The organism is Mesorhizobium sp. M0195 (assembly GCF_040322115.1).
In the GTDB taxonomy this organism is placed as follows: Bacteria; Pseudomonadota; Alphaproteobacteria; order Rhizobiales; family Rhizobiaceae; genus Mesorhizobium.
This window is the reverse complement of sequence record NZ_JAMYSV010000002.1, coordinates 473,894-496,665: the sequence shown is the minus strand read 5'-3', so window position 1 is coordinate 496,665 and position 22,772 is coordinate 473,894. Positions and strand designations below refer to the sequence as shown.

General features: G+C 63.3%; 19 protein-coding genes. 6 read left to right on the top strand and 13 right to left on the bottom strand.

What is annotated here, in order from left to right; all coding sequences use genetic code 11:
- Positions 1 to 110 precede the first annotated feature (110 nt).
- The 3 genes from NKJ12_RS07165 to NKJ12_RS07155 all read left to right on the top strand — a co-directional run bounded on the left by NKJ12_RS07165 (position 111) and on the right by NKJ12_RS07155 (position 3,253).
- On the top strand, positions 111 to 959 hold the full coding sequence (locus NKJ12_RS07165) for a MurR/RpiR family transcriptional regulator (protein ID WP_352621064.1): 849 nt from the start codon (positions 111 to 113) through the stop codon (positions 957 to 959).
- 242 nt (positions 960 to 1,201) lie between these two features.
- The gene (locus tag NKJ12_RS07160; protein WP_352701819.1) at positions 1,202 to 2,311 is read left to right on the top strand and encodes a carbohydrate kinase; all 1,110 of its coding nucleotides are present in this window, start codon (positions 1,202 to 1,204) and stop codon (positions 2,309 to 2,311) included.
- Between the two features lie 12 nt (positions 2,312 to 2,323).
- Positions 2,324 to 3,253 carry a pseudouridine-5'-phosphate glycosidase gene (locus NKJ12_RS07155; protein ID WP_023676041.1) on the top strand — a complete coding sequence of 310 codons (930 nt, stop codon included), beginning with the start codon at positions 2,324 to 2,326 and terminating at the stop codon, positions 3,251 to 3,253.
- Between the two features lie 35 nt (positions 3,254 to 3,288).
- Here the strand turns inward: NKJ12_RS07155 and NKJ12_RS07150 are convergent, their stop codons facing one another.
- The 13 genes from NKJ12_RS07150 to NKJ12_RS07090 form a co-directional block, all read right to left on the bottom strand.
- Positions 3,289 to 4,689 (bottom strand): FAD-binding oxidoreductase, encoded by a 1,401-nt coding sequence (locus NKJ12_RS07150; protein ID WP_502905695.1) that lies wholly within the window; start codon positions 4,687 to 4,689, stop codon positions 3,289 to 3,291.
- Between the two features lie 5 nt (positions 4,690 to 4,694).
- Positions 4,695 to 4,826 (bottom strand): hypothetical protein, encoded by a 132-nt coding sequence (locus NKJ12_RS07145; protein WP_352701817.1) that lies wholly within the window; start codon positions 4,824 to 4,826, stop codon positions 4,695 to 4,697.
- A gap of 46 nt (positions 4,827 to 4,872) precedes the next feature.
- A complete protein-coding gene (locus tag NKJ12_RS07140) occupies positions 4,873 to 6,126 on the bottom strand; it encodes a VWA domain-containing protein (RefSeq protein ID WP_352701815.1) in 1,254 nt (417 codons plus the stop codon).
- A 124-nt stretch (positions 6,127 to 6,250) separates the two neighbouring features.
- On the bottom strand, positions 6,251 to 8,377 hold the full coding sequence (locus tag NKJ12_RS07135) for a DUF5682 family protein (protein WP_352701813.1): 2,127 nt from the start codon (positions 8,375 to 8,377) through the stop codon (positions 6,251 to 6,253).
- Positions 8,378 to 8,381: 4 nt separating this feature from the next.
- Positions 8,382 to 9,461, bottom strand: a complete 1,080-nt coding sequence (locus tag NKJ12_RS07130) for an ATP-binding protein (RefSeq protein ID WP_352645331.1) — start codon at positions 9,459 to 9,461, stop codon at positions 8,382 to 8,384.
- An 18-nt stretch (positions 9,462 to 9,479) separates the two neighbouring features.
- Positions 9,480 to 10,889: a DUF5691 domain-containing protein gene (locus tag NKJ12_RS07125; RefSeq protein WP_352701811.1), complete on the bottom strand. Its 1,410-nt coding sequence runs from the start codon at positions 10,887 to 10,889 to the stop codon at positions 9,480 to 9,482.
- A 29-nt stretch (positions 10,890 to 10,918) separates the two neighbouring features.
- The gene (locus NKJ12_RS07120) at positions 10,919 to 12,322 is read right to left on the bottom strand and encodes an SWIM zinc finger family protein (protein ID WP_352701808.1); all 1,404 of its coding nucleotides are present in this window, start codon (positions 12,320 to 12,322) and stop codon (positions 10,919 to 10,921) included.
- Positions 12,323 to 12,514: 192 nt separating this feature from the next.
- Entirely contained in the window at positions 12,515 to 13,795 is a 1,281-nt protein-coding gene (locus NKJ12_RS07115) for an amylo-alpha-1,6-glucosidase (protein ID WP_352701806.1), read from the bottom strand.
- Between the two features lie 34 nt (positions 13,796 to 13,829).
- Positions 13,830 to 14,870 carry an ABC transporter ATP-binding protein gene (locus tag NKJ12_RS07110; protein WP_352505344.1) on the bottom strand — a complete coding sequence of 347 codons (1,041 nt, stop codon included), beginning with the start codon at positions 14,868 to 14,870 and terminating at the stop codon, positions 13,830 to 13,832.
- A 21-nt stretch (positions 14,871 to 14,891) separates the two neighbouring features.
- Complete coding sequence (locus NKJ12_RS07105) at positions 14,892 to 15,734, bottom strand: carbohydrate ABC transporter permease (RefSeq protein WP_352476534.1); 843 nt, start codon at positions 15,732 to 15,734, stop codon at positions 14,892 to 14,894.
- A complete protein-coding gene (locus NKJ12_RS07100) occupies positions 15,731 to 16,576 on the bottom strand; it encodes a carbohydrate ABC transporter permease (protein ID WP_352505343.1) in 846 nt (281 codons plus the stop codon). The genes NKJ12_RS07105 and NKJ12_RS07100 overlap by 4 nt, the downstream gene beginning before the upstream one ends.
- A gap of 77 nt (positions 16,577 to 16,653) precedes the next feature.
- Positions 16,654 to 17,922 carry an ABC transporter substrate-binding protein gene (locus tag NKJ12_RS07095; protein WP_352701804.1) on the bottom strand — a complete coding sequence of 423 codons (1,269 nt, stop codon included), beginning with the start codon at positions 17,920 to 17,922 and terminating at the stop codon, positions 16,654 to 16,656.
- A gap of 36 nt (positions 17,923 to 17,958) precedes the next feature.
- Positions 17,959 to 19,002: a substrate-binding domain-containing protein gene (locus NKJ12_RS07090; protein WP_352701802.1), complete on the bottom strand. Its 1,044-nt coding sequence runs from the start codon at positions 19,000 to 19,002 to the stop codon at positions 17,959 to 17,961.
- Positions 19,003 to 19,228: 226 nt separating this feature from the next.
- Here NKJ12_RS07090 and NKJ12_RS07085 point away from each other — a divergent pair, with 226 nt between their 5' ends.
- From NKJ12_RS07085 to NKJ12_RS07075, 3 genes are all read left to right on the top strand, one after another.
- Positions 19,229 to 20,203: a sugar-binding transcriptional regulator gene (locus NKJ12_RS07085; RefSeq protein ID WP_352701800.1), complete on the top strand. Its 975-nt coding sequence runs from the start codon at positions 19,229 to 19,231 to the stop codon at positions 20,201 to 20,203.
- Between the two features lie 44 nt (positions 20,204 to 20,247).
- Entirely contained in the window at positions 20,248 to 21,693 is a 1,446-nt protein-coding gene (locus tag NKJ12_RS07080; RefSeq protein WP_352505338.1) for an ABC transporter substrate-binding protein, read from the top strand.
- A 150-nt stretch (positions 21,694 to 21,843) separates the two neighbouring features.
- On the top strand, positions 21,844 to 22,767 hold the full coding sequence (locus NKJ12_RS07075) for a carbohydrate ABC transporter permease (protein ID WP_254818724.1): 924 nt from the start codon (positions 21,844 to 21,846) through the stop codon (positions 22,765 to 22,767).
- Positions 22,768 to 22,772 lie beyond the last annotated feature (5 nt).

Below are 22,772 nucleotides of genomic sequence, written 5' to 3'. Positions count from 1 at the left end.
GCCGCAACCGCACCAGTCGAGATTTGATGGTTCATTCTTGGCTGTCAATCAGAGACGGAATAATTTATTCCTTGGCTTGGCATTGTCGATGACAGGCAATGGAGGAACGCATGTCCGTGCTGAAGAAGATCGAGGCCAAGCTCGAAGTCATGGCGCCCGGCGACCGCGAGATCGGTCGGTATATCGTCGATAATCCCGACCAGATGCTCCGCCTGTCGACGGCGGCGCTTGCCGCCGAGATCGGCCGCAGCCAGTCGAGCGTCGTCAAGTTCAGCCAGAAGCTCGGCTATTCCAGCTATCAGGAGCTTAAGCTCGCCGTCAGTGAGGCCAAGTCGCAGGAATGGCACGTGTCGGCCGGCATGATCCACGGTTCGATCGAGGTCGACGACAGCTATCTGGTCATCTTGCGCAAGCTGATCGGCAGCAAGCTCTTGTCGATGCAGCAGACCGTCGCGGCCAACACCGAGCAGGAAATCGGCAAGGCCCTCGAAGCGTTGAACGGTGCGCGCCGCATTCATTTGGCCGGCGTCGGCGCATCCTCGCTGGTGGCGCGCGATTTTTCCTACAAGCTGATGAAGCTCGGCCGCAACGTGCTGCACGACAGCGACAGCCATGTGCAAATGGCCAATGTCTCGACGCTTGGACGAGGTGACGTGCTGTTCGCGCTCTCCTATTCCGGGGCGAGCATCGAAACCCTGCGGATAGCTGAACTTGCCCGCAAACGTGGCACCACCGTTATCGCCGTCACCGGACTTCGCGACAATCCGCTGAGCCGGGTTGCCGACATTCGCCTCCACACGATCGCCGATGAAGAGCGCGCGCGCTCGTCATCGATAACTGCGCGTGATGCACAACTGACGCTGACCGACCTGCTGTTCATCCTGCTCGTGCAGAAGCAGCCTGACGCCAACGAATACGTCCACAACAGCGAATTGGCCGTCTCGGTGCTGAAGGCTTAGCGCTCTTCGCCGTCTCGCGTTAAGGCCTCAGTTCCTCCCTGGCGCTGCACGCCGACAAGAGCAACTTTCGTCCTCCTTGGTGAAATAGCTTTCTTCAATGTGCTCACCCGCTTTCTTCGTCCGGCTGGAAGAGAGTCGCGGGAGCGCTGATTGGTCAAATGCCGCCGGTCGAAACAAATGTTGACAATGTCATCTGTTGTTGCGAAGGCGTTCAGCCTCGAATTTGACGGCCGGGTGAGACAATGGACGACCTTGGAGCACAGGAACAAGCGGTTCTCGACCTCATTGCGGCGAACCCATTCGCCGGCCAGCAGGACATAGCAACGGTGCTCGGCATCGCCCGCTCGACGGTCGCGGCCCACATCGTGCAACTCGTCAACAAGGGATACATTCTCGGCCGTGGTTACGTCTTGCCGACGTCCAAGCGCATGGTCTGCGTCGGCGGCGCGGTGCTCGACCGCAAATACCACGCCAAGAAGGATCTGATTTTCGAGACGTCGAACCCGGTCGACGGCTATCGCAGCTTCGGCGGGGTTGCCCGCAACGTCGCCGAAAACCTTGCCCGCCTCGGCGTCGACATAAGCTTCGTCTCGATCGTCGGCGACGATGAAACCGGCCGCTCACTGGTGCGGCATCTGCGCGACCTCGGCGCCGATGTCAGCCAGGTCATCACCACCACGGAACGGCCGACGGCGGAATACGCGGCCATCCTCGACCGCAACAACGACCTCGTGCTCGGCATTGCCGACATGGAGATCTTCGATCTGTTTTCGTCGTCCTATCTCGACCGCTTCTGGCCGCATCTGGCTTCGGCGACATGGGTGTTCATCGACTGCAATCTGCCGGCCGCGACCCTCGCAGCACTGATCTCGCGCAAGCAGGGTGCGCGCTTCAAGCTCGCAGTCGACACGGTATCGGCGCCGAAATCAGCGCGCCTGCCGAAGGACTTGACCGGCGTCGATCTTCTGTTCACCAATCATGACGAGGCCAACACGATGCTCGGCATGACGGATGCCGACAGGCGGCTGACGCCGGAGGAAGCAGCGGCAGCGCTGCGCGCGGCCGGCGCCGGCGAGGTGGTCGTGACCGTGGGCGCGCATGGATTTGCCGTTGCGACCGAGAGCGGTGTGACGACCATGCACTCCGTCCCGGCGCAGCCCGTCGATATCACCGGCGCCGGTGACGCGATGATCGCCGGCACACTGTACAAGGTGCTTTCGGGTGAGCCGGTCGCTCATGCCGTGCGCACCGGCGCGCTGCTTGCCACACTGACCACCGAGAGCGAATCCAGCGTCCATCCCGATCTGTCGCCGCGCTTCCTTGCCGCCGGCATGTACCGCATTCCTGCCTGAAAGCGAGATGATATGAAACCTTTCCTTGTCCACCTGAACGATGAAGTCGCTGCTGCGCTTGATGAAGGCCGCGCGGTGGTGGCATTGGAATCGACGATTATCACCCACGGCATGCCATATCCGGCCAATCTGGAAACTGCCCGTGGTGTCGAGACCGTAGTGCGTGAAAACGGCGCCGTGCCCGCCACGATCGCGGTGGTCGCCGGCAAGATCAAGGTTGGCCTCGACGACCGTGAACTGGAAGAGCTGGCAGCGGCAAAGGGCGTGGTCAAGGCTTCCGGGCGCGATCTCGCCGCCATCATGGTGCGCGGCGGCTCGGCCGGAACCACCGTCTCGGCGACGATGCGGATCGCCGCTTTAGCCGGGATCGGCATTTTTGCGACCGGCGGCGTCGGCGGCGTGCATCGCGGCGCCGAAGCCACTTTCGATATCTCCGCCGACCTGACCGAACTCGGCCAAACCGGCACGACCGTCGTCTGCGCCGGAGTTAAGTCGATCCTCGATATTGCGAAGACGCTGGAATATCTGGAAACTCAGCGCGTGCCGGTGATCGCCTATGGGAGCGATGATTTTCCGGCTTTCTACACCCGCTCCAGCGGGCTCAAGGCCGATCATCGCCTCGACACGCCCGACGAGATCGCGCGAGCCATGCTGCTGCATGACGAGATGGAATCCGGCACCGGCATTCTCGTCGCCAACCCTATCCCCGAAGCGGACGCGCTCGATCCGGCGTTCATCGACGGCACGATCGCAGCGGCCGTGGCTGAGGCCGAGAAGCGCGGCATCGGGCGCAAGGAACTAACGCCGTTTCTGCTCGCACGCATCAATGAGCTTTCGCAAGGCCGCAGCCTGAAGGCCAACATCGCGCTGGTCCGCAACAACGCCGCGCTTGCTGCCCGCATTGCGGTGGCGCATGCGGAATTGAAGAGCGCGACCAGATAGAGACAGCATCCGGCCAGCGCTACCGGCCTTCGATTTCAGCCCGGCGCGAGGTCGAAGATGCGCCCGGCATTGAGGATGTTGTTCGGGTCGAAGGCTGCTTTCAGGCGGCGCATGGCCGCGATCTCGGCGTCGCTGCGCACAAGGTGCAGCCATTCCTTCTTGTCGAGGCCGATGCCATGTTCGGCCGAAACGCCGCCGCCGGCGGCGGCAACACCGCGGTACACGATGCCGTATGCGGCCGCCGGATCCGCGGTGCGGACCTGATAATGCAGATTGCCGTCGCCGAGATGGCCGAAGACGTAGATGTCGGCGCCAGGGTCGACGGCCCTGATGGCGGCTTCTGTTTCGCCCAGGAAAGTCGCCATTCTCGCCAGCGGGATGCTGATATCGACGCCGATCAGGCCTGTCATCGAAAACAGGAAACGGTTGGCCTCTTCTCGCACCGCCCAGAGCGCCCGGAATTCGCGCGGCGATTGCGAGACGACCACATCGTCGATCACGCCATCTTCAACCGCCTGCATCAGCACCGCGGCAAAACGTTCGCCGTCGCGGTCGGGCTCGCTGCCCTGTATCTCGGCAAGCACATAGACGGGCGAGCCGGCGGGTAGCGGCGCCGGCGCCTCCATGCCGGCGATCATGGCGCCATAGAGCGGTGCGAAATTCACCTCATAGGCCGACAGCAAGGGCCCGAGCTTCCGCCTGAGCAGCGCAAGCAACGTGATCGCCGCGTCGAGCGAAGCAAGCGCGCAGAAGGCGTTGATCTCGGTGGCCGGCTTCGGATGCAGCCGCAGGCATGCGCGCGTGACCACGCCGAGCGTGCCTTCGCTGCCGATGAACAATTGGCTGAGGTCGTAGCCGGAGTTGTCCTTCGCCAAACCCTTGAGCGAGGTCAGGATACTGCCGTCGGCAAGCACCGCTTCCAGGCCAAGCACCTGAGCCCGGTACATACCGTAGCGCAGCACACGGATGCCGCCGGCATTGGCGGCGACATTGCCACCGACGGTGGCCGTGCCGCGCGCTCCGATGTCGACGCCGAACAGCAGGCCGGCCGCATCGGCGGCTTCCTGCACCGCTTGTAGCGGCGCGCCGGCCTCGGCGATGATGGTCGCCGCCTCGCGGTCGAGAGCTTCAACGGAAGTCATGCGCTCCAGCGACAGCACAGCTTCGCCGGGTTGGATGCGAGCGCCGCCGGCAAGCCCGGTCCGGCCACCCTGGATCACAAGCCTCTGCCCCGCCTCATTGCAGAGGCGCAGTATGTCCGACACCTCGCCGGCAGTGCGCGGTCGCAGCACGACCTCCGGCCGCGCACCCGTCCTGCCGTCGGGGTCTTCCCTGTAACGCGGCCCGGCCTCATCGGCCGAGACGATCGCCGGCCGATCCAGCCGACCCTCAAGTCGCGACAGAAGCTCGGCGGTTCGTGAGGAGAGGGCGCTCACGGATGCTATTGGCGCGCAGATATCGATGCAGCGCACGCGAAGACCGGCGAGGATTGCAGGCGCGGCTTGACGCGAATTTCGCTGGAAAGAAAACATGCGGAAAACCCGCCAAAAATGCAGTCGGTTGCTGTCGCCATGCACCGCTCCTGTAACAGGTCGACCATAGGCGCGGACCGCGTTTTGTCAAACTGTGGCAGTTGGTGATGGGTGGCTCGACACCTGCGCTTCGGCGCGGACCAGCTTGATATCGGCGGTCGCCGCCCATGCTCCGATATCCGCACGGCGCAAGGCCGCAGCCATCATGTCCGGAAACAGATCCGGCGTGCAGGCGAAGACGGGAATACCAAGGGCTGCTACCGAGCCTGCCATTGTGGGATCGTAGCCGGGCCGGCCTTGATCGGTCAGCGCCAGAAGCACCACGACATTTACGCCGGATCGAACCAGCGCTGCCAGTCGCCGCAGCAGATCCTGGCCATTACCGCCTTCATAGAGATCGGTGATCAGCACCAGATGCGACTTGGTGGGCCGTTCGATACGGTCGGCGCAATAGGCGACCGCCTGGTTGATGTCGGTGCCGCCGCCGAGTTGCACGCCGAACAGCACTTCAACAGGATCGCTGAGTTCTTCGGTAAGGTCAACGATGGCGGTATCGAAACAGACGAGCTTGGTGCGCACAACCGGCAGCGAGGCCATGACCGCTGCGAATATCGAGGCGTAGATCACCGAGCTTGCCATCGAGCCGGACTGATCGACGCAGAGAACGACTTCGTCGAGATCGACTAGCCGTCGCTGCTTGCGTATGAAACCAACCAGCTTCTCCGGCACGATGGTCTTGTGTTCGGGTTGGTAGTGGCGAAGGTTCGCCGAGATGGTGCGCTGCCAGTCGATATCGCGCGAACGCGGGCGGTTGGTGCGCCTCGACCGGTCGAGCGCGCCACGGATTGCCTCGGCTGTCTTCTGCTCCAGCCTCTGCATCAGCTTGACCACGATATCGGCGATGATCGCGCGGGCGATGTCCTTGGTCTTGGCAGGCATCACCGAGCGAAGCGAAACCAGGTCGGCGACCAGATTGACGTCCGCCTCGATCGCCTTCAGGAACTCCGGCTCCATCAGCATCTGCTTCAGGTTCAGCCGTTCGAAGGCATCTTTCTGGACGATCTGGACGACCTGCGCGGGAAAGAAAGAGCGGATGTCGCCCATCCATTGCGCAACGCGCGGCGCCGAACGGCCTAGCCCGCCGCGCCGTTTGCGCGGGTCGGCAGCGGCATTGGCGCCGTCGCCGTATAACGCGTCAAGAGCCGCCGAAAGCCGTTTGTCGTCGCTGGAAAGTGCCGCAGATGTCTCATCGTCGGCGCCGATCGCCAGACGCCAGCGGCGCTCTCTTCCGCCATCCGGCGATGGTGCGCCCGTTTGGGTCGCCTCTGCCTCGTCGTCCATCGTTATGTCCCGCTCTTGAGCAAGGGTCCAAGCCGCTCCAGGTGCCGACGCCAGGCCTCGCCGCGATCGGGCGCCGGTATCAGGCCGGCCGGCAGCCGCGCGGCGCGGCCGAGCACCGCTTCAATCAACCGCCGGCGCTCCATGCTGTCCAGATTGGAGAAGACACGGCGCAGCAGCGGCAGATGCGCGAGAAAGCGTCCTCGTCGAGGGACTTCAGCCACGCATCAACCGCGCCGCGCAGACCTTCGTCATAGATCAGCCGCTGGCCGGCAGTGCTGAAGAAGCCTTCGAAGAATCCGGCCGCTTCAATGACAGGAGTCCCCGGTGACAAGCGTCGCTCGAGCAGTCCGGCAGCGTCCTCGGCGGAAAGCCGGCCAGCTTCGTAGAGCAGGTGCGCGGCGCATCCTGCCGGCAGCGCCGTCGACCGCGATCCCTCCACCACGGCAGCCAGTCCGTTACGCCATCCGTCCAGTACGTCTTGCCCGGGCTCGACCAGTCTGATCGCCTCATCGGCCTTGCGCATCGCACCGACCAGCGTCGCGGCGGCTTGCTCATCCAGATCGCGTACAGCATACGGAAGCGCGATCGCACCTTCGACGATCAGCCGCTCCATGAGACCGGACAGCCGGTTCGTCTCCGTTTTGCGGGCCTCGCCGTAACGGATGATGTCGGCGAGGGGCGGCACAGACGCCAGGATCTCCAGGCATTCGCTGCTGCGCGCCGCTCGCGCCTCCAACGCCGCAAGGCCGGCAGTCGATGCTTCCGACAGGTTTGCCGTGATCGCGTTCTGCACCAATGCCGCAAGCGTATCGAGCGTCGCCGCCGTTTCGATCATCTGGATCAGGCGGGCATTGGCAGCCTTTTCGATGGTCGGCCCGTAGATCAGGTTCTCGACCAGACGAACGGCGTATTCCGGTTCCCACGCCAGGGTCCACCGCTCGCGGAAGGTGCCACGGCTGCGACCGGCATCGGTCAGTCTGCCCCAATGCACACCAAGCACGCTCAGCCGATGCAGCAATGTCGAGCGAAACAGCCCGCTTTCGCTGCGCAGGTCGACGGACAGTTCGCGCTCCAGCGCCTCGGGCTTCAGCCGCGCCGCCTTCTGGTTGCGCTGCAGATCCTCGATCAATGGCGCCAGCGGCGTGTCGGGCGGAATTTCACCGACGTCCGCACCCAGAAGCAACTCGGCCTCGACCAGCCCCCACAGCAACGCTTCGCCATTGAACAGGGCCGCGATCGCGGCGTCGCGCAATTCCTCGAACCCGGGCTTCGGCCGTTCGCGAATGGCGGCGAGCGCGCGGGCGAGCCGCTTCGCTTCGATCAGCGAAGCGGTCGAGACCAGATGGCCCTTCGTCCGCAGCAGCGCCGCGATCATGGCAAGCCACAGGGTTGCCGCATCGCGCCGACCGCGCGTGCGCCAAAGATGCTTGCACCAGCCGGGCGCGACGACGCCCGCGCCATAGCGGTATCCCAGCGCCAGGCGCGGTCCGGTCCACGGTGCCCATGTCATTGTGCTCTTGCGCCGGGCAATTCCCTTGATCAGGACCTGATCGTTTTTCTGAGTGTGGGTGGCCTGCAGCGCCGGCACATGCCATGCTCCGCAGACGACGGCGATCGGCCCCTCGAACTGCTTACGCGCCTTGGCGATTTCGAGCCGCATATGCGCCTCGCGCTTGGCTTCGAACTGCGCGATCGGACCCTCACCATTCCGCAGTGTCGTCATCGCATCGGCGATGGCCGCAAATATCGGGCCGGGTTCCGGGTTCTGTTCAATGATGTCCGACCACCAGCTTTCGCCGTCCTCATAACCGGCGGCGTGCGCCAGTATGGCAATCGGATCACGCGGAAGCGGAGCCGCGTCACCATCCTCGAGGGCTTGGGTAGCTTCGGTCGCGTCGGTGTCCTCCGCGCCACCGATCGCAGCAGTGGTGAACCGTGCCGACGATGGCAGGTCGATAAACTGCAACGTCGCCTTATTGCCCACAGCCCAAAGCGCCGCCTGGTATTCGGGCGAGAACTCGGCAAAAGGCCAGAAGCTTGTCGAAGCCGGATCGTCCTCCGGATAGCAAAGGAGCGCCACCGGCGGCTGCATTTCGGGGCGGGCCAGCATGGGCAGAAGCTCAGAGGCGTCGATCGGCCCCTCGATCAGCACGGCGACCGGGTTCAAATCCTGCAGTGCCTGCAGCAGGCTGTCGGCGGAACCCGGCCCGTGATGGCGTATCCCGAAATAGGCAATGTCGCCGTGGCTCATGGCGTCAGATCGCTGCGTTCAGCGCCGCGTAATAGCCGGCATAGTCGGGGCGCTTCTTGAGCACCGTTTCCAGATATTCCTCGAGCACCACCTTATCCTGCACCGGATCCTTCACGATCGCGCCGACAAGGCTGGCGGCGAGACCTTCGGCGCCGAGCTTGCCACTGTCGAACCACGCCGCCTGGCTGAGCCCGCCAACCATCGTGGCGATCGCTTCTGCGGTCGACAGCGAGCCGGAAGGAGTCTTCAGCGTCACCTTGCCGTCGGCAGTCGCGCCGGAGCGCAATTCGCGAAAGATGGTCAGCACACGGGCGATCTCCTCGCCGACATTTTTTGGCACCGGCAGGTCGAGTCCGCCAGCCATCTCATCGACCCGTTTGGAGACGATCGCCACCTCTTCGGCCATGTCTTCCGGCAATGGCAGCACCACGACATTGAAGCGACGCTTGAGCGCCGAGGAGAGCTCGTTGACACCTTTGTCGCGGTTGTTTGCCGTGGCGATAATGTTGAAGCCGCGCTGGGCGTAGATCGAGGTGTTCAATTCCGGGATCGGCATCATCTTTTCGGAAAGCACGGTGATCAGCGTGTCCTGCACGTCCGAGCCCATGCGGGTCAGTTCCTCCAGCCGGCAGAGCTTGCCGTTCTGCATGGCTCGGTAGAGCGGCGTCGGCACCAACGCTTCCTGGCTCGGGCCTTTTGCCAGCAGCTGCGCATAGTTCCAGCCATAGCGGATCTGGTTCTCGTCGGTGCCGGCCGTGCACTGCACGATCAGCGTCGAGTCGCCCATGATGGCGGCGGCAAGATGTTCAGATACCCAGGACTTGGCGGTTCCGGGAACGCCGAGCAGCAAGAGTGCACGGTCGGTGGCGAGCGTCGCTACCGCGGTTTCCATCAACCGGCGGCGACCGACATATTTCGGGGTTATCAGTGTGCCGTCGCTAGCCTTGCCGCCGAGCAGATAGGTCAGCACAGCCTGTGGCGACAGGCTCCAGCCGGCAGGTTTTTGCCTGTCGTCACCGCGCGCCAGCGCCTGCAATTCAGAGGCATAGGCCTGCTCGACCGGGAGACGGATGGCAGCGTTCATATGAATTCTCCGGATTGATCATGTGTCGGTTCGAGACTGATGTTCGGCCAGCGCCGCGTTGAGACGCAGGACACTGAGTGATGGGGCGGCGGGCGGCATACCGGCAGCGACGACCTCGTCGATCAATTTGGCTGCTGTGGTCGCTGTGGCAAGGTAGCCGATCGTTTCCAGTATATCGTCAGCGCCCCGCCGCACGGCTTCGTCGTTTCCCGCAACGGCGGAACGCAAAGCGGGAAGAACTGACCCGTTCGAAAGATCGTCCCATTCCAGCCAGCCAGCATCAATGCCTTCCGCCAGATTGATCGCGCTGAGGTAATTTGCTTGCTTGAGGATCAGCCGGACGAGAGCCCGTTTCCTGCGGCTGTCCAGACGCGGCACAAGGTGCAACACGAACAGCGCCGGTTTGCCGCCTTCGGTGACAAGCATGTCCGCCATATGCGTCACCGCCGCGTCGCTCCCAGAAGCGGCGACCATTCGGGCGATCAGGATATCAGCGGTGTTGTCGGCGCCGAACTGCCAGGCTCCGATGAATTCGGGTTCCGTGATGCCGAACCGTCTGGCGAGGTCGACCAGATTGCAAGTCTCGAACAATTCGGCGCGGCGCTTTTCCTGCGCCGGGGATTTGAGTTTCGCCGGCGTGTAGGTGGTCCGGCGGCGGATGAAGCCGGATTTGCCTTCGCCGATGAAGACGGCGAGTTCGACTGCTGGATCCTCCGCCCCGCCTTCGCTCGAATGGCCGTGCTCGCCCAACCTTGCCAGCAACCGGCCAGCCAGGTCCTGCACCTTGCCGGAACGGTCGGTGGCAAGGCTTTTCAGGAACGGCGCGTCCTCGGCATTGAGGCCGAAGCGCATAAGTTCGATGAGCGCAAGCCTGACCTCCGCAGGTTCGCCCGAGGCCTTGGCCTCGATCAGCATTCGCGCCGCGGCCGGTTCGCGCCGGCGCATATCAGCCAGCGCGATGCGGCGCGCGGCGGGATAGAACTCATCCCAATTTTCCGCCGTGAGTTTCTCTTGCGGGGTATGTCTTTCTCCATCCACGCTGGCTTGCCAGTCGATCCATGGAGCGTAGACATCCGGGCTGTTCTGATCCGACGAGGGCATCCAGTCCATTGGGTGGAGCACGAAGCCGCGGCTGGCGACGAGCGCCGCCACGCGTGCCTTTCGCCTCGCGTCGGCGGCGTGCTTCAGGGCGGCGCGCAAAAGCGGCCGCAACCGCTCCGGCAGCATTGGCAAGGCAAGCCCGGGCAGCGGCGGCCGCCGCTTGAGCGTCTTCGGCGCCGCCGGCCGCAAGGCGACGTCGAGCGCTTGCGCTGCAATTGCCAGGAGCCGGCGCTCCTGCTCGTCGGGACTTGCGCCGCCTGCGATTGCCTTCCAGGCGGCCGGAGCCAGATCGAAGGTGGCTCCGCCGGTGATCCAACAATCGCGCATGGTCGCCAGGCCTGTTTGCTCGCCCTCATTCACGACAGGTCAAGCCTCCCGAACCCGCTTTGAGCCGCCAGAAGCTCAAGCCGAGCGCCGTCCCAGAGCGCTGCCGTGGCGGCAAGGTCGAGGCCGAGCAATGTCTGATTGACGGCGCCACTGATCGGCAAGGCGAGCCCTTGCGGATCATCGGCGGCCTGCCACCAGGCTGCGCCCCGATCGTCGACCAGGATCGCACCAGGCGGCAGTATGAGAGGGCTATCTGTGAGCCAGGGAGCGGCATCCTGATGGCACACATGCGCAGCCAGCGGATCCTTGGCGACGCCCAGGGTAAAATCGGGCCACGGGCCCGATGCGACGTCGCCCATGCGTTCTGCCACCAGCGCCCGGAGTGGCCGGCGTGATGGATAAAAGACCAACCGGGCATTGAAGCGATCGCCTGGCGAGAAGGCGTTGGATCGGCGTCCGGCCGAGGCGGGAAAATAATCGAGCAGCAGGGCAAATTGTGGTGTGGAGCTTTTCAGATCGAGCAGCCATGTCGAATGGCTGACCAAACCATCGCGCCGGGTCTCGATCTTCTCGCCGACAACCTCCCAGAGACTTTCGACTTGCATTGCATCGGGATTGGCCAGCACCTGTTCGCGGGTTTCGGATGTCGATACAAGCCGCTTCAACTCGGGATCGTCGGGCGCCGACCGCCAGGCCTTGGCCAGCAGCACGAGCTTGCCGAGTTCGCGGATCGCCGCATCCGGTCGTTCTTCGCTGCGCAGCGCCATCAGCCGCGACGGAATCTCGTCGATACGGCCGGCGAGCGCCGCTGCCTTCATATCGACCAGCCGCGCAGCAATCCGCCGGCAACGGTCGCTGCTGGCGTCGACAAACCCGGAAAGACCGAGCCGCAACTGGTCGGCAATCCACTGGTCGAGTTCATCGAGCGCCGCCGACACTGCTTCTCGTGTGCTTTCCGCCCGCTTGCGCTGCGCCGCCTCGCGACGCTCGACCGTTGCGTTATCTTCAACGGCGGCGCTCTCGTCCGCCCGTGCGGCTTCGCCAATGCTCTTGGCTTCCGCGCCCGGTGCCGGTTGCTGCACCGGCTGTGACGCCGTCTTCCGGCGCCGGCCAAGCCAGTCATTCACCCATCCCGGCGTGGATTCGGCCGCGGCAAAGCTGGCTGGCGCGGTGGCAGCGATCCACATCAGGGCCAGCGTGTGCTTGCATGGGAATTTGCGCGAAGGGCAGGTGCATTGGTAGCCGTGATCACCCGTGTCGACCACCACTCGATAAGGATTGGAGCCGGAGCCCTGGCATTCGCCCCAGATGAGCGCCTGCTGCTCATGCTTTTCGAGCCGCGGCCAGTTCGTTCGTTTGGTGAGCTTGGAGGCGGCGCTCAGCGACGCCTGATCGGGAGCAAGCGCCTCAATGGTCTTCAGATCGAATTCCAAGCCGCGCTTCTCCCCGCCCCGACGCAGTATAGATAGCGGTTTGTGACGAATTATTATAGCTCTGGCATGGTGAAGATTGGGCATGCCTTGGCCCTGTTTGATGGGCCAGGACATGCCTCAGACGCAAATGGGGTCGACTGTTATTCGGCAGACAGAACGGGCTTTGGTAGCCGGCGGCCTAGGCGGAAGCGTTCAGGCTCTGCCCTTCAGGAACTCGATCACCATCGCCGCGGTCCAGGTGAAGCGATTGCCGCCGAGCGGCTCGCCGCTGAGGGGACCGTAATATTCGGCAAAACCGCTCTCGGCGATCAGGTCGAGACTGGATTGCGTGATCCGTTGTGCGATTTGGCTGTGGCCGGCGGCGGCAAGGCCGTCGGCGATCATGTAATTGACCACCAGCCAGACCGGGCCGCGCCAGTAGCGCTTTGGGTCGAAGCGTGCATCGCCAGGATCGTGCGAGGGGACGATGTAACGCGCTTTGCCGGCGATGCGCTCGATCGTTGCAGCGATGGCCGCCGCCCGGCTTTCCGGAATGGCCGAAAACACCGGCAGAATGCCGCCGACCGACGCGCTGTCCACGAGCTTTCCGGCCACTCGGTCGAAACAAATGTACTGGCCATGTGTGTCGCTCCACAGCCGTTCCATCGTCGAAAGCCCCTTTTCGGCACGGGCGCGATTGGCTTCTGCGATTTCAGTTTCGCCAAGTGTATCGGCGAGATCGGCAAGATCGGCGGCGGAACGGATCAGGATGGCGTTGAAGCCGGGATCGACGACCTGGAAGGGCGAGGCATCGTGCAGCCGGGTGTTGTCCCAACCAAGTTCGCGGAAATGCTGCAGCAGCCAGATATAGCGATCGTACTGGGCCCTGGTCGGTCGATGCGCAGGGTCGGCGTGCAGGATGTCGCGGCGGGTGTAGGGCTCGACGCCTTCGGTCGGCACGCGCTCGAACGCCTCGTCCCAGTCGATCGAGTTGTCGCGGCCGGACTCCCATGGGTGAATTATGGCGACCAGCCCTTCGCCGTTCGGGTCGCGATTTTCGTAGAACCAGCGGTGCCAGGCGTCGATCTTCGGCAGCAGCGCGCGGGCGCGCTCGGCCGCCAGTTTCTTGTCCTTGGCCTGGTCGAACAGGCGGCGCACGGCAAAGCCGGCGACTGCCGGCTGGGTGATGCCCGAGGTGGCGGTCGGGCGGTCCGTTCGCCAGACCTCCGGCCCGGGGAAATAGCCGTCGTTCCAGACGTGGAAGACGATGTGCGGCACCATGCCGTCCGGCCACTGGTGAGCGAACAGCGTGTCGATCTCGGTCCAGGCTCGGGCCTCGTCATAGTGGGCAAGACCGAGGGCGGTCAGGCAGGAATCCCAATTCCACTGGAACGGGTAGAGGCCCTTGGTCGGTATGGTATAGGTGCCTTGGTCATTTTCCCTGAGCACCTCGACGGCGCGGGCGATAGTTTCGTCAATGGCAAGAGATATCATCGGGGCGTTCGTACTTTCAGGATCGAAGGGAGGATCAAAGGGCGTTCGTGGTTTCGGGATCGAACCAGCGGATGCGATCGGGTTTGGGCGAAAGCCGCAAGTGATCGCCGACGGCGACCGTGGCGTTCGATTCGAGAATGGCGCGAAACAGGCCGCCCTCGACATCGCAGGTGACCAGCGTGTGCGGTCCGAGCGGCTCGACGACGCGCACGGTGGCGTTAATGCCTTCGTTACCGGCGTCCACATCCTCGGGGCGAATGGCGAATTCTATCGTCTGCTTGTCCGATTTGGGGCCAGGTAGCGTCAGGCCGGCGACGATCCAGCTGCCGTTCGCAGTCTTCGTCGCCGGGATGAAATTCATCGGCGGGTTGCCGATGAAGGAGCCGACGAAGCGGGCCGCCGGATTGCGGTAGACCTCTACCGGTGAGGCGGCCTGGACGATACGGCCCTGATGCATGACGGCGATGCGGTCGGCAAGGCTCATCGCCTCGACCTGGTCGTGGGTAACGTAGATGGTGGTGGTCTTGGACGCCGCCAGCACGCCCTTGAGCTCGGCGCGCATTTCGAGCCTGAGCAGCGCGTCGAGGTTCGACAGCGGCTCGTCCATCAGGATCACATCGGGCTCCATGGCGAGCGCGCGGGCGACGGCCACACGCTGGCGCTGGCCGCCGGAAAGCTGGCCCGAATAGCGCTTCAAAAGTTGCTCGATATGCATGAGCTCCGCGGTGCGGTTGACGCGCCCGTCGACCTCCTGCTGCGGCAGCTTCTTCATGCGCAGGCCGAAGGCGATGTTCTCGAATACCGTCAGGTGCGGAAAGACCGCGTAATTCTGGAACACCATGGCGATGCCGCGGGCGCGCGGCGGCAGATGGTCGACGCGACGGCCGCCGATCCAGACCTCGCCCTGGCTTGGCGTTTCCAGCCCGGCGACGATCCTCAGCAGCGTGGTCTTGCCGCAACCTGAGGCACCAAGCAGCACCATGAATTCCTGGTCGGCGATGGTCAGGTCGATCGAATGCAGCGCGGTGAAGCCGCCGAAACGTTTTGCCACCTGCTTGATGACGATCTCAGCCATCGGCGTTCTCTTTTGTGCGCGTCATCGGTTGGCGATCCCCCACATGGCGAACAGATATTTGCGGACGGCGAAGATGAAGATCAGCGCCGGGATAACCAAGGCAGCACCGCCGGCGAATTTGAGGTAGAGCGGCGATTCGCCAAGGCTCTGCAGCAGGAAGGCGGTCAGCGTCCGGTTCTCGATGGTGAGCACGGCGGCGGCAAACACCTCGTTCCAGGAGATGGTGAAGGCAAACACCGCCGACGCCGCGATGCCCGGCAGCGCCAGCGGCAGAATGACTTTTCGGAATGCCTGCAATCTCGTGCAGCCGAGTGTCCAGGCAGCTTCCTCCAGCTCGACTGGGATGCCGGAGAACAGCGAGAAGGTAATCAGCACGGCAAACGGCAGCGCCAGCGTGGTGTGGACCAGCGCCAGCCCGATCGCGGTATCGTCGAGGCCGGTGCGGATGAACATCACCGCCAGCGGTAGCGCCAGCAGCGGCAGCGGGAAGGCGCGGGTCATCAGCACGAGGAAACGGAACGTTTCCTTGCCCCGAAATTCGAAGCGCGACAGCGCGTAGCCCGCGGGTGCGCCGAAGCCGATCGAGAGCAGCATCGTCAGCGTGGCGACGAGAACGGAGTTCCACAGCGCCTTGGCGACGCCGGCGAAATTGATGAAGAAAGAAAGGCTGCCGAAATCGAATGACGGGAAGAAGCGCTTGGGAAAGGCGGTCACCTCTTCCGGCGACGACAGCGCGTTGACGATCAACAGATAGATCGGCAGCAGCACCCAGACGCAAAGCAGGATGACGGTGGCGACCAGCAACCAGTTACCGGCTTTGCGGGCCTCAGGCGCGGCGATCGAGAGTTCCGCGACCGTGCTCATATCCGCGCCTCCTTCGGCACACGCAGCACCCGCAGGAAGAACAGCGTGAAACCGATCGAGATGGCGAGGATGAACAGCGCCATGGCGGCGGCGACATTGCGGTCCTGCAGCGTGAACTGCCAATTGTAGGTCTCGCCCATCAGCACCGGCAGATTGGTGCCGCCGAGTGCTGCAACCACGGCAAAGACTTCAAAGGCAAGGATGACGCGCAGGATGATCGCCGTCTGCAGGCTTGGGCGCAGCAGAGGCAGCGTGATCTTGATGAAGCGCTTCCACGGGCTAGCGCCAAAAACCTCCGCCGCCTCGTAGTATTCCCGGGGGATCAGCCCCATGCCGGCGACCAGAATGACCATCATGATGGCGGTCGCGCGCCAGATCTCGGCCAGCGCCACGGCGATGAAGATCGTCAGCTTGCTCTGATAGCCGAGGAACATAACCGGCCTGTGGATGACGCCGAGATTGGAGAGCAAGGTGTTCAGGAAGCCGGACTGGTCGAAGATGGCGAGCCAGATCAGCCCGGCGGCGAGATCGGAGATGCCGAGCGGAATAGCGAAGATGTAAAGCGCAGCGCTGCGCCCGGTTTCAAGCCGCGACACCACCGTTGCCATCAGCAGCGCCATCACCAGTTGGATCGGCACGACGATGGCGCTCAGCAGCAGCGTATTGCGGACAGTGACCGGAAACTTCCAGCTGCCCGCCATGGTGCGGAAATTGTCGAGCGTAAAACCGCCGTCGCGGGTGAACGCCTCGAAGGCGACCAGCGCGAACGGGTAGAGGAAGAAGACGCAGAGGAACAGCGTCGCCGGCATCAGCAGCAGATAGGGAAGGGCCTTGCCGTGCATGGAGCGCTCTCTATTCGACGCTTGAAAAAAGGGTGGGCGCCCGGCGCGCTGGAAATCCGGACGCCCAGGGAGGATTCCTAATCGACCGGGCAGGCGCCTTGCGATGGCTTGTCGGGCGCCCAGCACGGCGCCTTCGCCTGTTCGATGATCGCTTTCAGCGCCGTCGCCTGTTCGTCGAGCACGCCGTGCACATCCTCGCCGCCGAGCACGATGCGCTCGAAGCTGTCGGTGTAGATCTGATTGAACTTGCCGCTGAGGCCGCCAAGTCCCATCGGCAGCAGCGCCGGCAACGCATCGGGAGCTGCTGTCATGGTGGCGATCACTGGGCTGAAAGCCTTCACCGAGGCCGGCATGTCGTCGGGCAGCTTGACGTTGACGATGGGGAAGAAGTTTGTCGCCTTCAGCGTCGCGATCTGGGTTTCCGGTTTCAGCATATAGGCGACCAGCGCCTTGGCCTTGTCCATGTCAGGCGAGGTCTTCGGGATAGCGACACCGGCCACCACCGGCATGTAGCCGCGGCCTGCCGGGCCAGCCGGCGCCGGAAAGGCGACGAAGTCATTGGGTTTCTGGTTAAAGGCGTCGGCAAGCCGCGCCACGTGGTCGAATGCCACCCAGACTTCGCCGGTCAGCAGCGGCTCCTGCATGAAGGCATAGTTGGTCGAATTCGGGTTGGTGTACTGCCACAACTCCTTGAATTTGTTCCACGCCGTCTCGGCCTCCGCCGAGCGGAACTTGGTCACCATCGAACCGGTATAAGACGGAAGGAGAAAACCCTCGAAGAAACGATGCTTCAGCCCTTTCGGGCCGGCCGGAAAACCGAACTTGGGTGAACCAGTCTTTTCCGCGATGTTTTTCGCCCACTCGATCAGTTGGTCATAAGTGATGGTGTTGAGATCGGTGCCGGCCGGCAGATATTGCAGCGCCTGTTTGTTGGCCGCCATCAGAAAGGTGGCCTGCATCCATGGCAGGTACTTCTGCTCGCCGGTGCCGAGCATGCCGAGCTTCTTGTAGGTCTCGTTGACCTTGACGCCACCGAGATCGACGCCGGACAGATCGACAAGGTTCGCGCCGACGGTGGAGAAGTCTCCGTGCAGGCCGCCGAGCACGCCTATGGTGCCGGAGCCGGCCTGCAGTTCGGCCTGAAGGCGGGTGAGCCAGGGCCCGTCCTCGGCGACCTGATAGTCGACCTGGCCGTCAAACCCCTTCAGCACTTCGCTGCGCATCTTCTGTGTCTCTTCCACTGGTCGCGCCTGTGTCGACCAGAACAACACTTGCTGGGCTTGTGCTGCGCCAGCAGCAAGCGACAACGCCAGCACCGCACCTGCCAATGTCCTCAACGCATTCATCGTCATCTTCCTCCCTGGTTGTGCGCCGCTAAGGCGTCAGTTCCGTCCTGTAGGTGTCGGGCCATGGCTTGCCCGCGAGACAAGTATCGGCCGCACCAGCCGCGTCAGCGGCTTGGTCGGCCTGTCGCCGATGACGGTCAGCAGCATCTCGCCGATCTCGCGCGCGCACTGGCGGATCGAGGCGTCGAAAGTGGTCAGCCCCGGCGGCGCATAGGCGGAGGCGGCTATGTTGTCGAAGCCGATCACCGACAGGTCGTGAGGAATGGCAAGTCCGGCGCGCCCTGCCTCTTCCATGACCGTCAGCGCCAGCTCGTCGAACAGCGCGACAATGGCCGTCGGCCGCTCGGCAGCGTGCAGCAGCCGGTTGATCGCCTGGATGCGGGCACCGCGATCGAAACGCGGCGCCGTCGCCACATCGAGCCTGACCGACGGATCGCCCCGGCGGGCGATCGCGGCGGCGAGCCCATCCTGCCTAAGATGGCGAAACGTCATCGGCTCGGAAATCGTCACCAGGCCGAAATGCCGGTGTCCGAGGTCGTAGAGCATGTCGAAGGCTTCGCCGAAAGCATGCGCGCCATCGGTATCGAGCCAATGGTAGGCAAAGTCGCCGTCGAGCAGCCTGCCATGCGCGACGAACGGGAAATTGCGTTGGCGCAAATAGGCAAGCCGCTCGTCGACCTCGGCGATACGGGTGACGATGACCCCGTCGGCGCGGCCCGATTCGACGACATGGCGAAGCACGGAAAGTTCCGACTGGCCCTGCGCCGCTGCGGCCAGGATCAGGTCGGAGCCGTGCGAAACCAGCCCTTCGCCGAGCCCTGTGACGAATTCGCCGAGGAAGGAATCGACCAGATTGGGGCCGCGGATCGGCAGCACCATGCCGACAAAGCCGCTGCGGCCGGAGACCAGCGTGCGGGCTGCGGTATTCGGCACATAGCCGGCCAGGCGCGCGGCCTCGGTGACACGTTGGCGCGTTTTCAAGGCGATCTGCTCGTGGCCGGCAAGGGCCCGCGAAACGGTGGTGATCGACAGGCCGAGCTGCGCAGCAAGTTCCTTGAGGGTGGTAACGCGGGCCGGCATCGTTCCTCCCGAACGAAGTTTGAAACGTTTGTAATCACTTCAAGCGAAATTGCAAACGTTTTAAATGGTGCGCGGTCGATGTGATTTCTTGCCCGTTGGGTAGCGCGGCCCTATCGACCCCGGCCCGCAAGCTCCTAGTCGGCGATTTAAACGCAGCGGTTGCTTGACTCGGGCGACGCCTTGTGAAAAATTTTGCAGCAACTGATAAAAATATCAAAGGGCGGAAATGGTTGGTTTTGGCAACGGCCTGCTGCGCGACGATGAGACAGGTATGGCAGCCCGTGCCGCCTGGCTTCACTATGCCGGCGGCCTGACCCAGTCGGAGGTCGCCAAGCGGCTCGGCCTGACCAGCCTCAAGGCGCATCGCCTGATCACCAAGGCCAATCAGGAAGGCCTGGTCAAAGTCTATATCGACGGCGAAGTCTCCGAATGCGTGGAGCTTGAGGACGAGTTGTCCGGCCGCTACGGCCTCGACTATTGCGAGGTAGTTCCGGACTTCGATGCCGAAGACCTGCCGCTCAAGGCGCTCGGCATCGCAGGCGCGCAGTTTCTCAAGCGCGAGATCGAACGCGGCGAAGAGGCGCTGATCGGCGTCGGCCACGGCCGCACGCTTGCCGCCTGCGTGGAGTATCTGCCGCGCATATCGGCCGGCCGGATCCGTTTCGTCTCGCTGCTTGGCGGCCTGACGCGCAAGTTCTCGGCCAATCCGCATGACGTCATCCACCGCGTCGCGGAACGGACCGGTGCGGAGGCCTATGTGATGCCCGTACCGATGTTCGCCAACACGGTCGAGGATCGAACCGTGTTGCTCGGGCAGAAGGGCGTCAGCGATGTCTTCGACCTCGCCAAGTCCGCCGACTTGCTTATCGCCGGCATCGGCACCGCCGAACGTGAGGCCTCGCTTGTCGCCACCGGTATGATCGAGAAGGGCGAGATGGAGGAGATCCGCCGCAATGGCGGCGTCGGCGAACTGCTCGGGCATTTCTTCGACAACGCCGGAAAGGCCGTTGCGACGACGCTTTCCGACCGGGCGCTGGCGCTGGCGCGCGAAGACATCAGCAACCGCAGGATTGTCGCCGTTGCCGGCGGCAAGGTGAAGGTTCGCGCCATCAAGTCAGTGCTGGAGGGCCGCTATCTCAAAGGCTTGATAACCGACGAGCGGACGGCGCGATCGCTCGTGGAACAGACGCCGGTCGGGTAGCCGGCAACCATTTCGTTGAAACTACCCTGTGGAGGAGAAGAGAAATGCGTGAGAAAGAGAAAGACCTCATCGACGCGTTCCTGCGTGGACAAGTCGACCGCCGTGGGCTGATCAAGGGCCTCGGTACAATGGGCCTTGCCGCCAGCACCGCCGGCACACTGCTCAATTTCGGGCAGACCCGCGCCCTGGCGGCTGATTTCGACTGGCAGGCGCATAAGGGCAAGACCATCAAGCTGTTGCTCAACAAGCATCCTTACGCCGATGCGATGATCGCCAACCTCGACAATTTCAAGCAGTTGACCGGCATGAATGTCGTCTATGACGTGTTCCCCGAAGACGTCTATTTCGACAAGGTTACCGCCGCGCTGTCGGCCAGCTCGCCCGAATACGATGCTTTCATGACGGGCGCCTACATGACCTGGACCTACGGCCCGGCCGGCTGGATCACCGACCTCAACGAATGGATCAAGGATCCGGCCAAGACCAACCCGAAATATGCCTGGGACGACTTCCTGCCCGGCGTCAGGAAGTCCTGCGCCTGGAACGGCCAGCCTGGCGGAGTGCTCGGTTCCGACGACGCCAAGCAGTGGTGCATTCCGTGGGGTTTCGAACAGAACAACATCACCTACAACAAAGGCATGTTCGACAAGGTCGGCGTCAGCGTTCCCGGCAATATGGATGAGATGGTCGCTACGGCGGCGAAACTTACCAAGGATGTTGGTGGAGGCGTCTACGGCATAGGCGTGCGCGGCTCGCGCTCCTGGGCAACGATCCACCCGGGCTTCCTGTCGGCCTACGCCAATTTCGACCAGAAGGACCTGAACGTCTCGGCTGACGGCAAGCTGTCGGCCGCGATGAGCACCGCCGAATCCAAGGCTTTCCACAAACAGTGGGTCCAGATGATTCAGGAGAGCGGCCCGAAGGACTGGTCGACCTACACCTGGTACCAGGTCGGCACCGATCTCGGTGCAGGCGCCTCGGCGATGATCTACGACGCCGACATTCTCGGCTACTTCATGAATGGCGGCGATAACAAGATGGCCGGCAAGCTCGCCTTCGCGGCGTTCAAGGCCAATCCCGCCGCCAAGGCACCGACGCCCAATATCTGGATCTGGTCGCTGTCGATGTCCAACTTCTCCAAAGACAAGGACGCCACCTGGTACTTCATGCAATGGGCATCCGGACCCGAGCATGCACTGTTCGGTGCGACCAAGATGGACTTCGTCAATCCGGTCCGCCAGTCGGTCTGGAACGACCAGATGTTCCGGGACAAGTTGAACAAGAGCTATCCCGGTTATGTCGAGATGTTCGACGTCTCGGCGCCGGGCGCCAGCATCAAGTTCACTCCGCAGCCGCTGTTCTTCGATCTCACCACCGAATGGGCGGCGACGCTGCAGAAGATGGTGGCCAAGGAGGTGCCGGTCGACGAGGGCCTCGACAAGCTGGCCGAGAGCATCAACGGCCAGCTCAAGGAAGCCGGGCTCGGCTAAGGCGCGGCAAAGGCTGGCCCGTCGCGGGCCAGCCTTTGAGAAGTGATCGTTTGCGACGCGGTCCCGAAAGGTGCCGCCTGCTCGCCCGACCGGCCGCCTTGCTCCCTTGGGCGGCCGGGACGGCGAAGCAACAGGATGACGGAGCAGCAGATGACTGCGGCGACAATACAAAGAAACAGGCCGTCGGGCTTCAGGATCAGCAAGCGTGTGCTGCCTTACCTCCTCAGCCTGCCGGCCCTGCTGGTCTGCATCGGAATCCTGATCCCGTTCCTGACGTCGGTGGTCTATTCGTTCCAGCGCTACCGGTTGAGCCAACCCTGGGCGCGGCAGTTCAACTGGGGCGACAACTATATCTCCTTCTTCACCGACCCGAAGTTCTGGAACACGCTGGAGATTTCGCTGCTCTACGCCGGCATCACCGTCGTACTCGAGCTGCTTCTCGGTCTTGGCATCGCCATGCTGCTGCAGAAGCGCTCGACGTTAAACAACTTCATCTCGATCATGCTGTTGATGCCGCTGATGACGGCGCCGGCGCTCGCCGCGCTGATGTGGAAGCTGATGACCAATCCCGGCTTCGGTGTACTCAGCTATCTAGCTAGCCTGATCGGGCTGCAGGATTTCCGCTGGGCGTCGTCTCCGTCGACGGCATTGCTCACCGTCGTCCTTGTCGACATCTGGGTCTACACGCCTTTCATCATGATCCTGCTGCTTGCCGGACTGCGCAGCCTGCCGACGCAGCCCTTCGAGGCGGCAGCACTCGACGGCGTGCCGCGCAGCTTCGTCTTCTTCCGCATCACCCTGCCGATGCTGACCCCCTATATCCTGACAGCGACGCTGTTCCGCCTGCTCGATTCAATCCAGCAGTTCGACATCATCTACGCCATGACCCAAGGCGGGCCGGGCGATACGCTGACCGTCTTCCAGGTGGAGGCCTATCTCAACTTCTTCCAGTCGACCAATGTCGGCCGCTCGGCAGCACTGATGATCATCCTGTGGGCGATCACCTATTTCCTCTCGAACATTTTCATCAAGAACTGGCTGCGGCTGCGCGAACGCGCCCGCGGCCATGCATAGGAGGC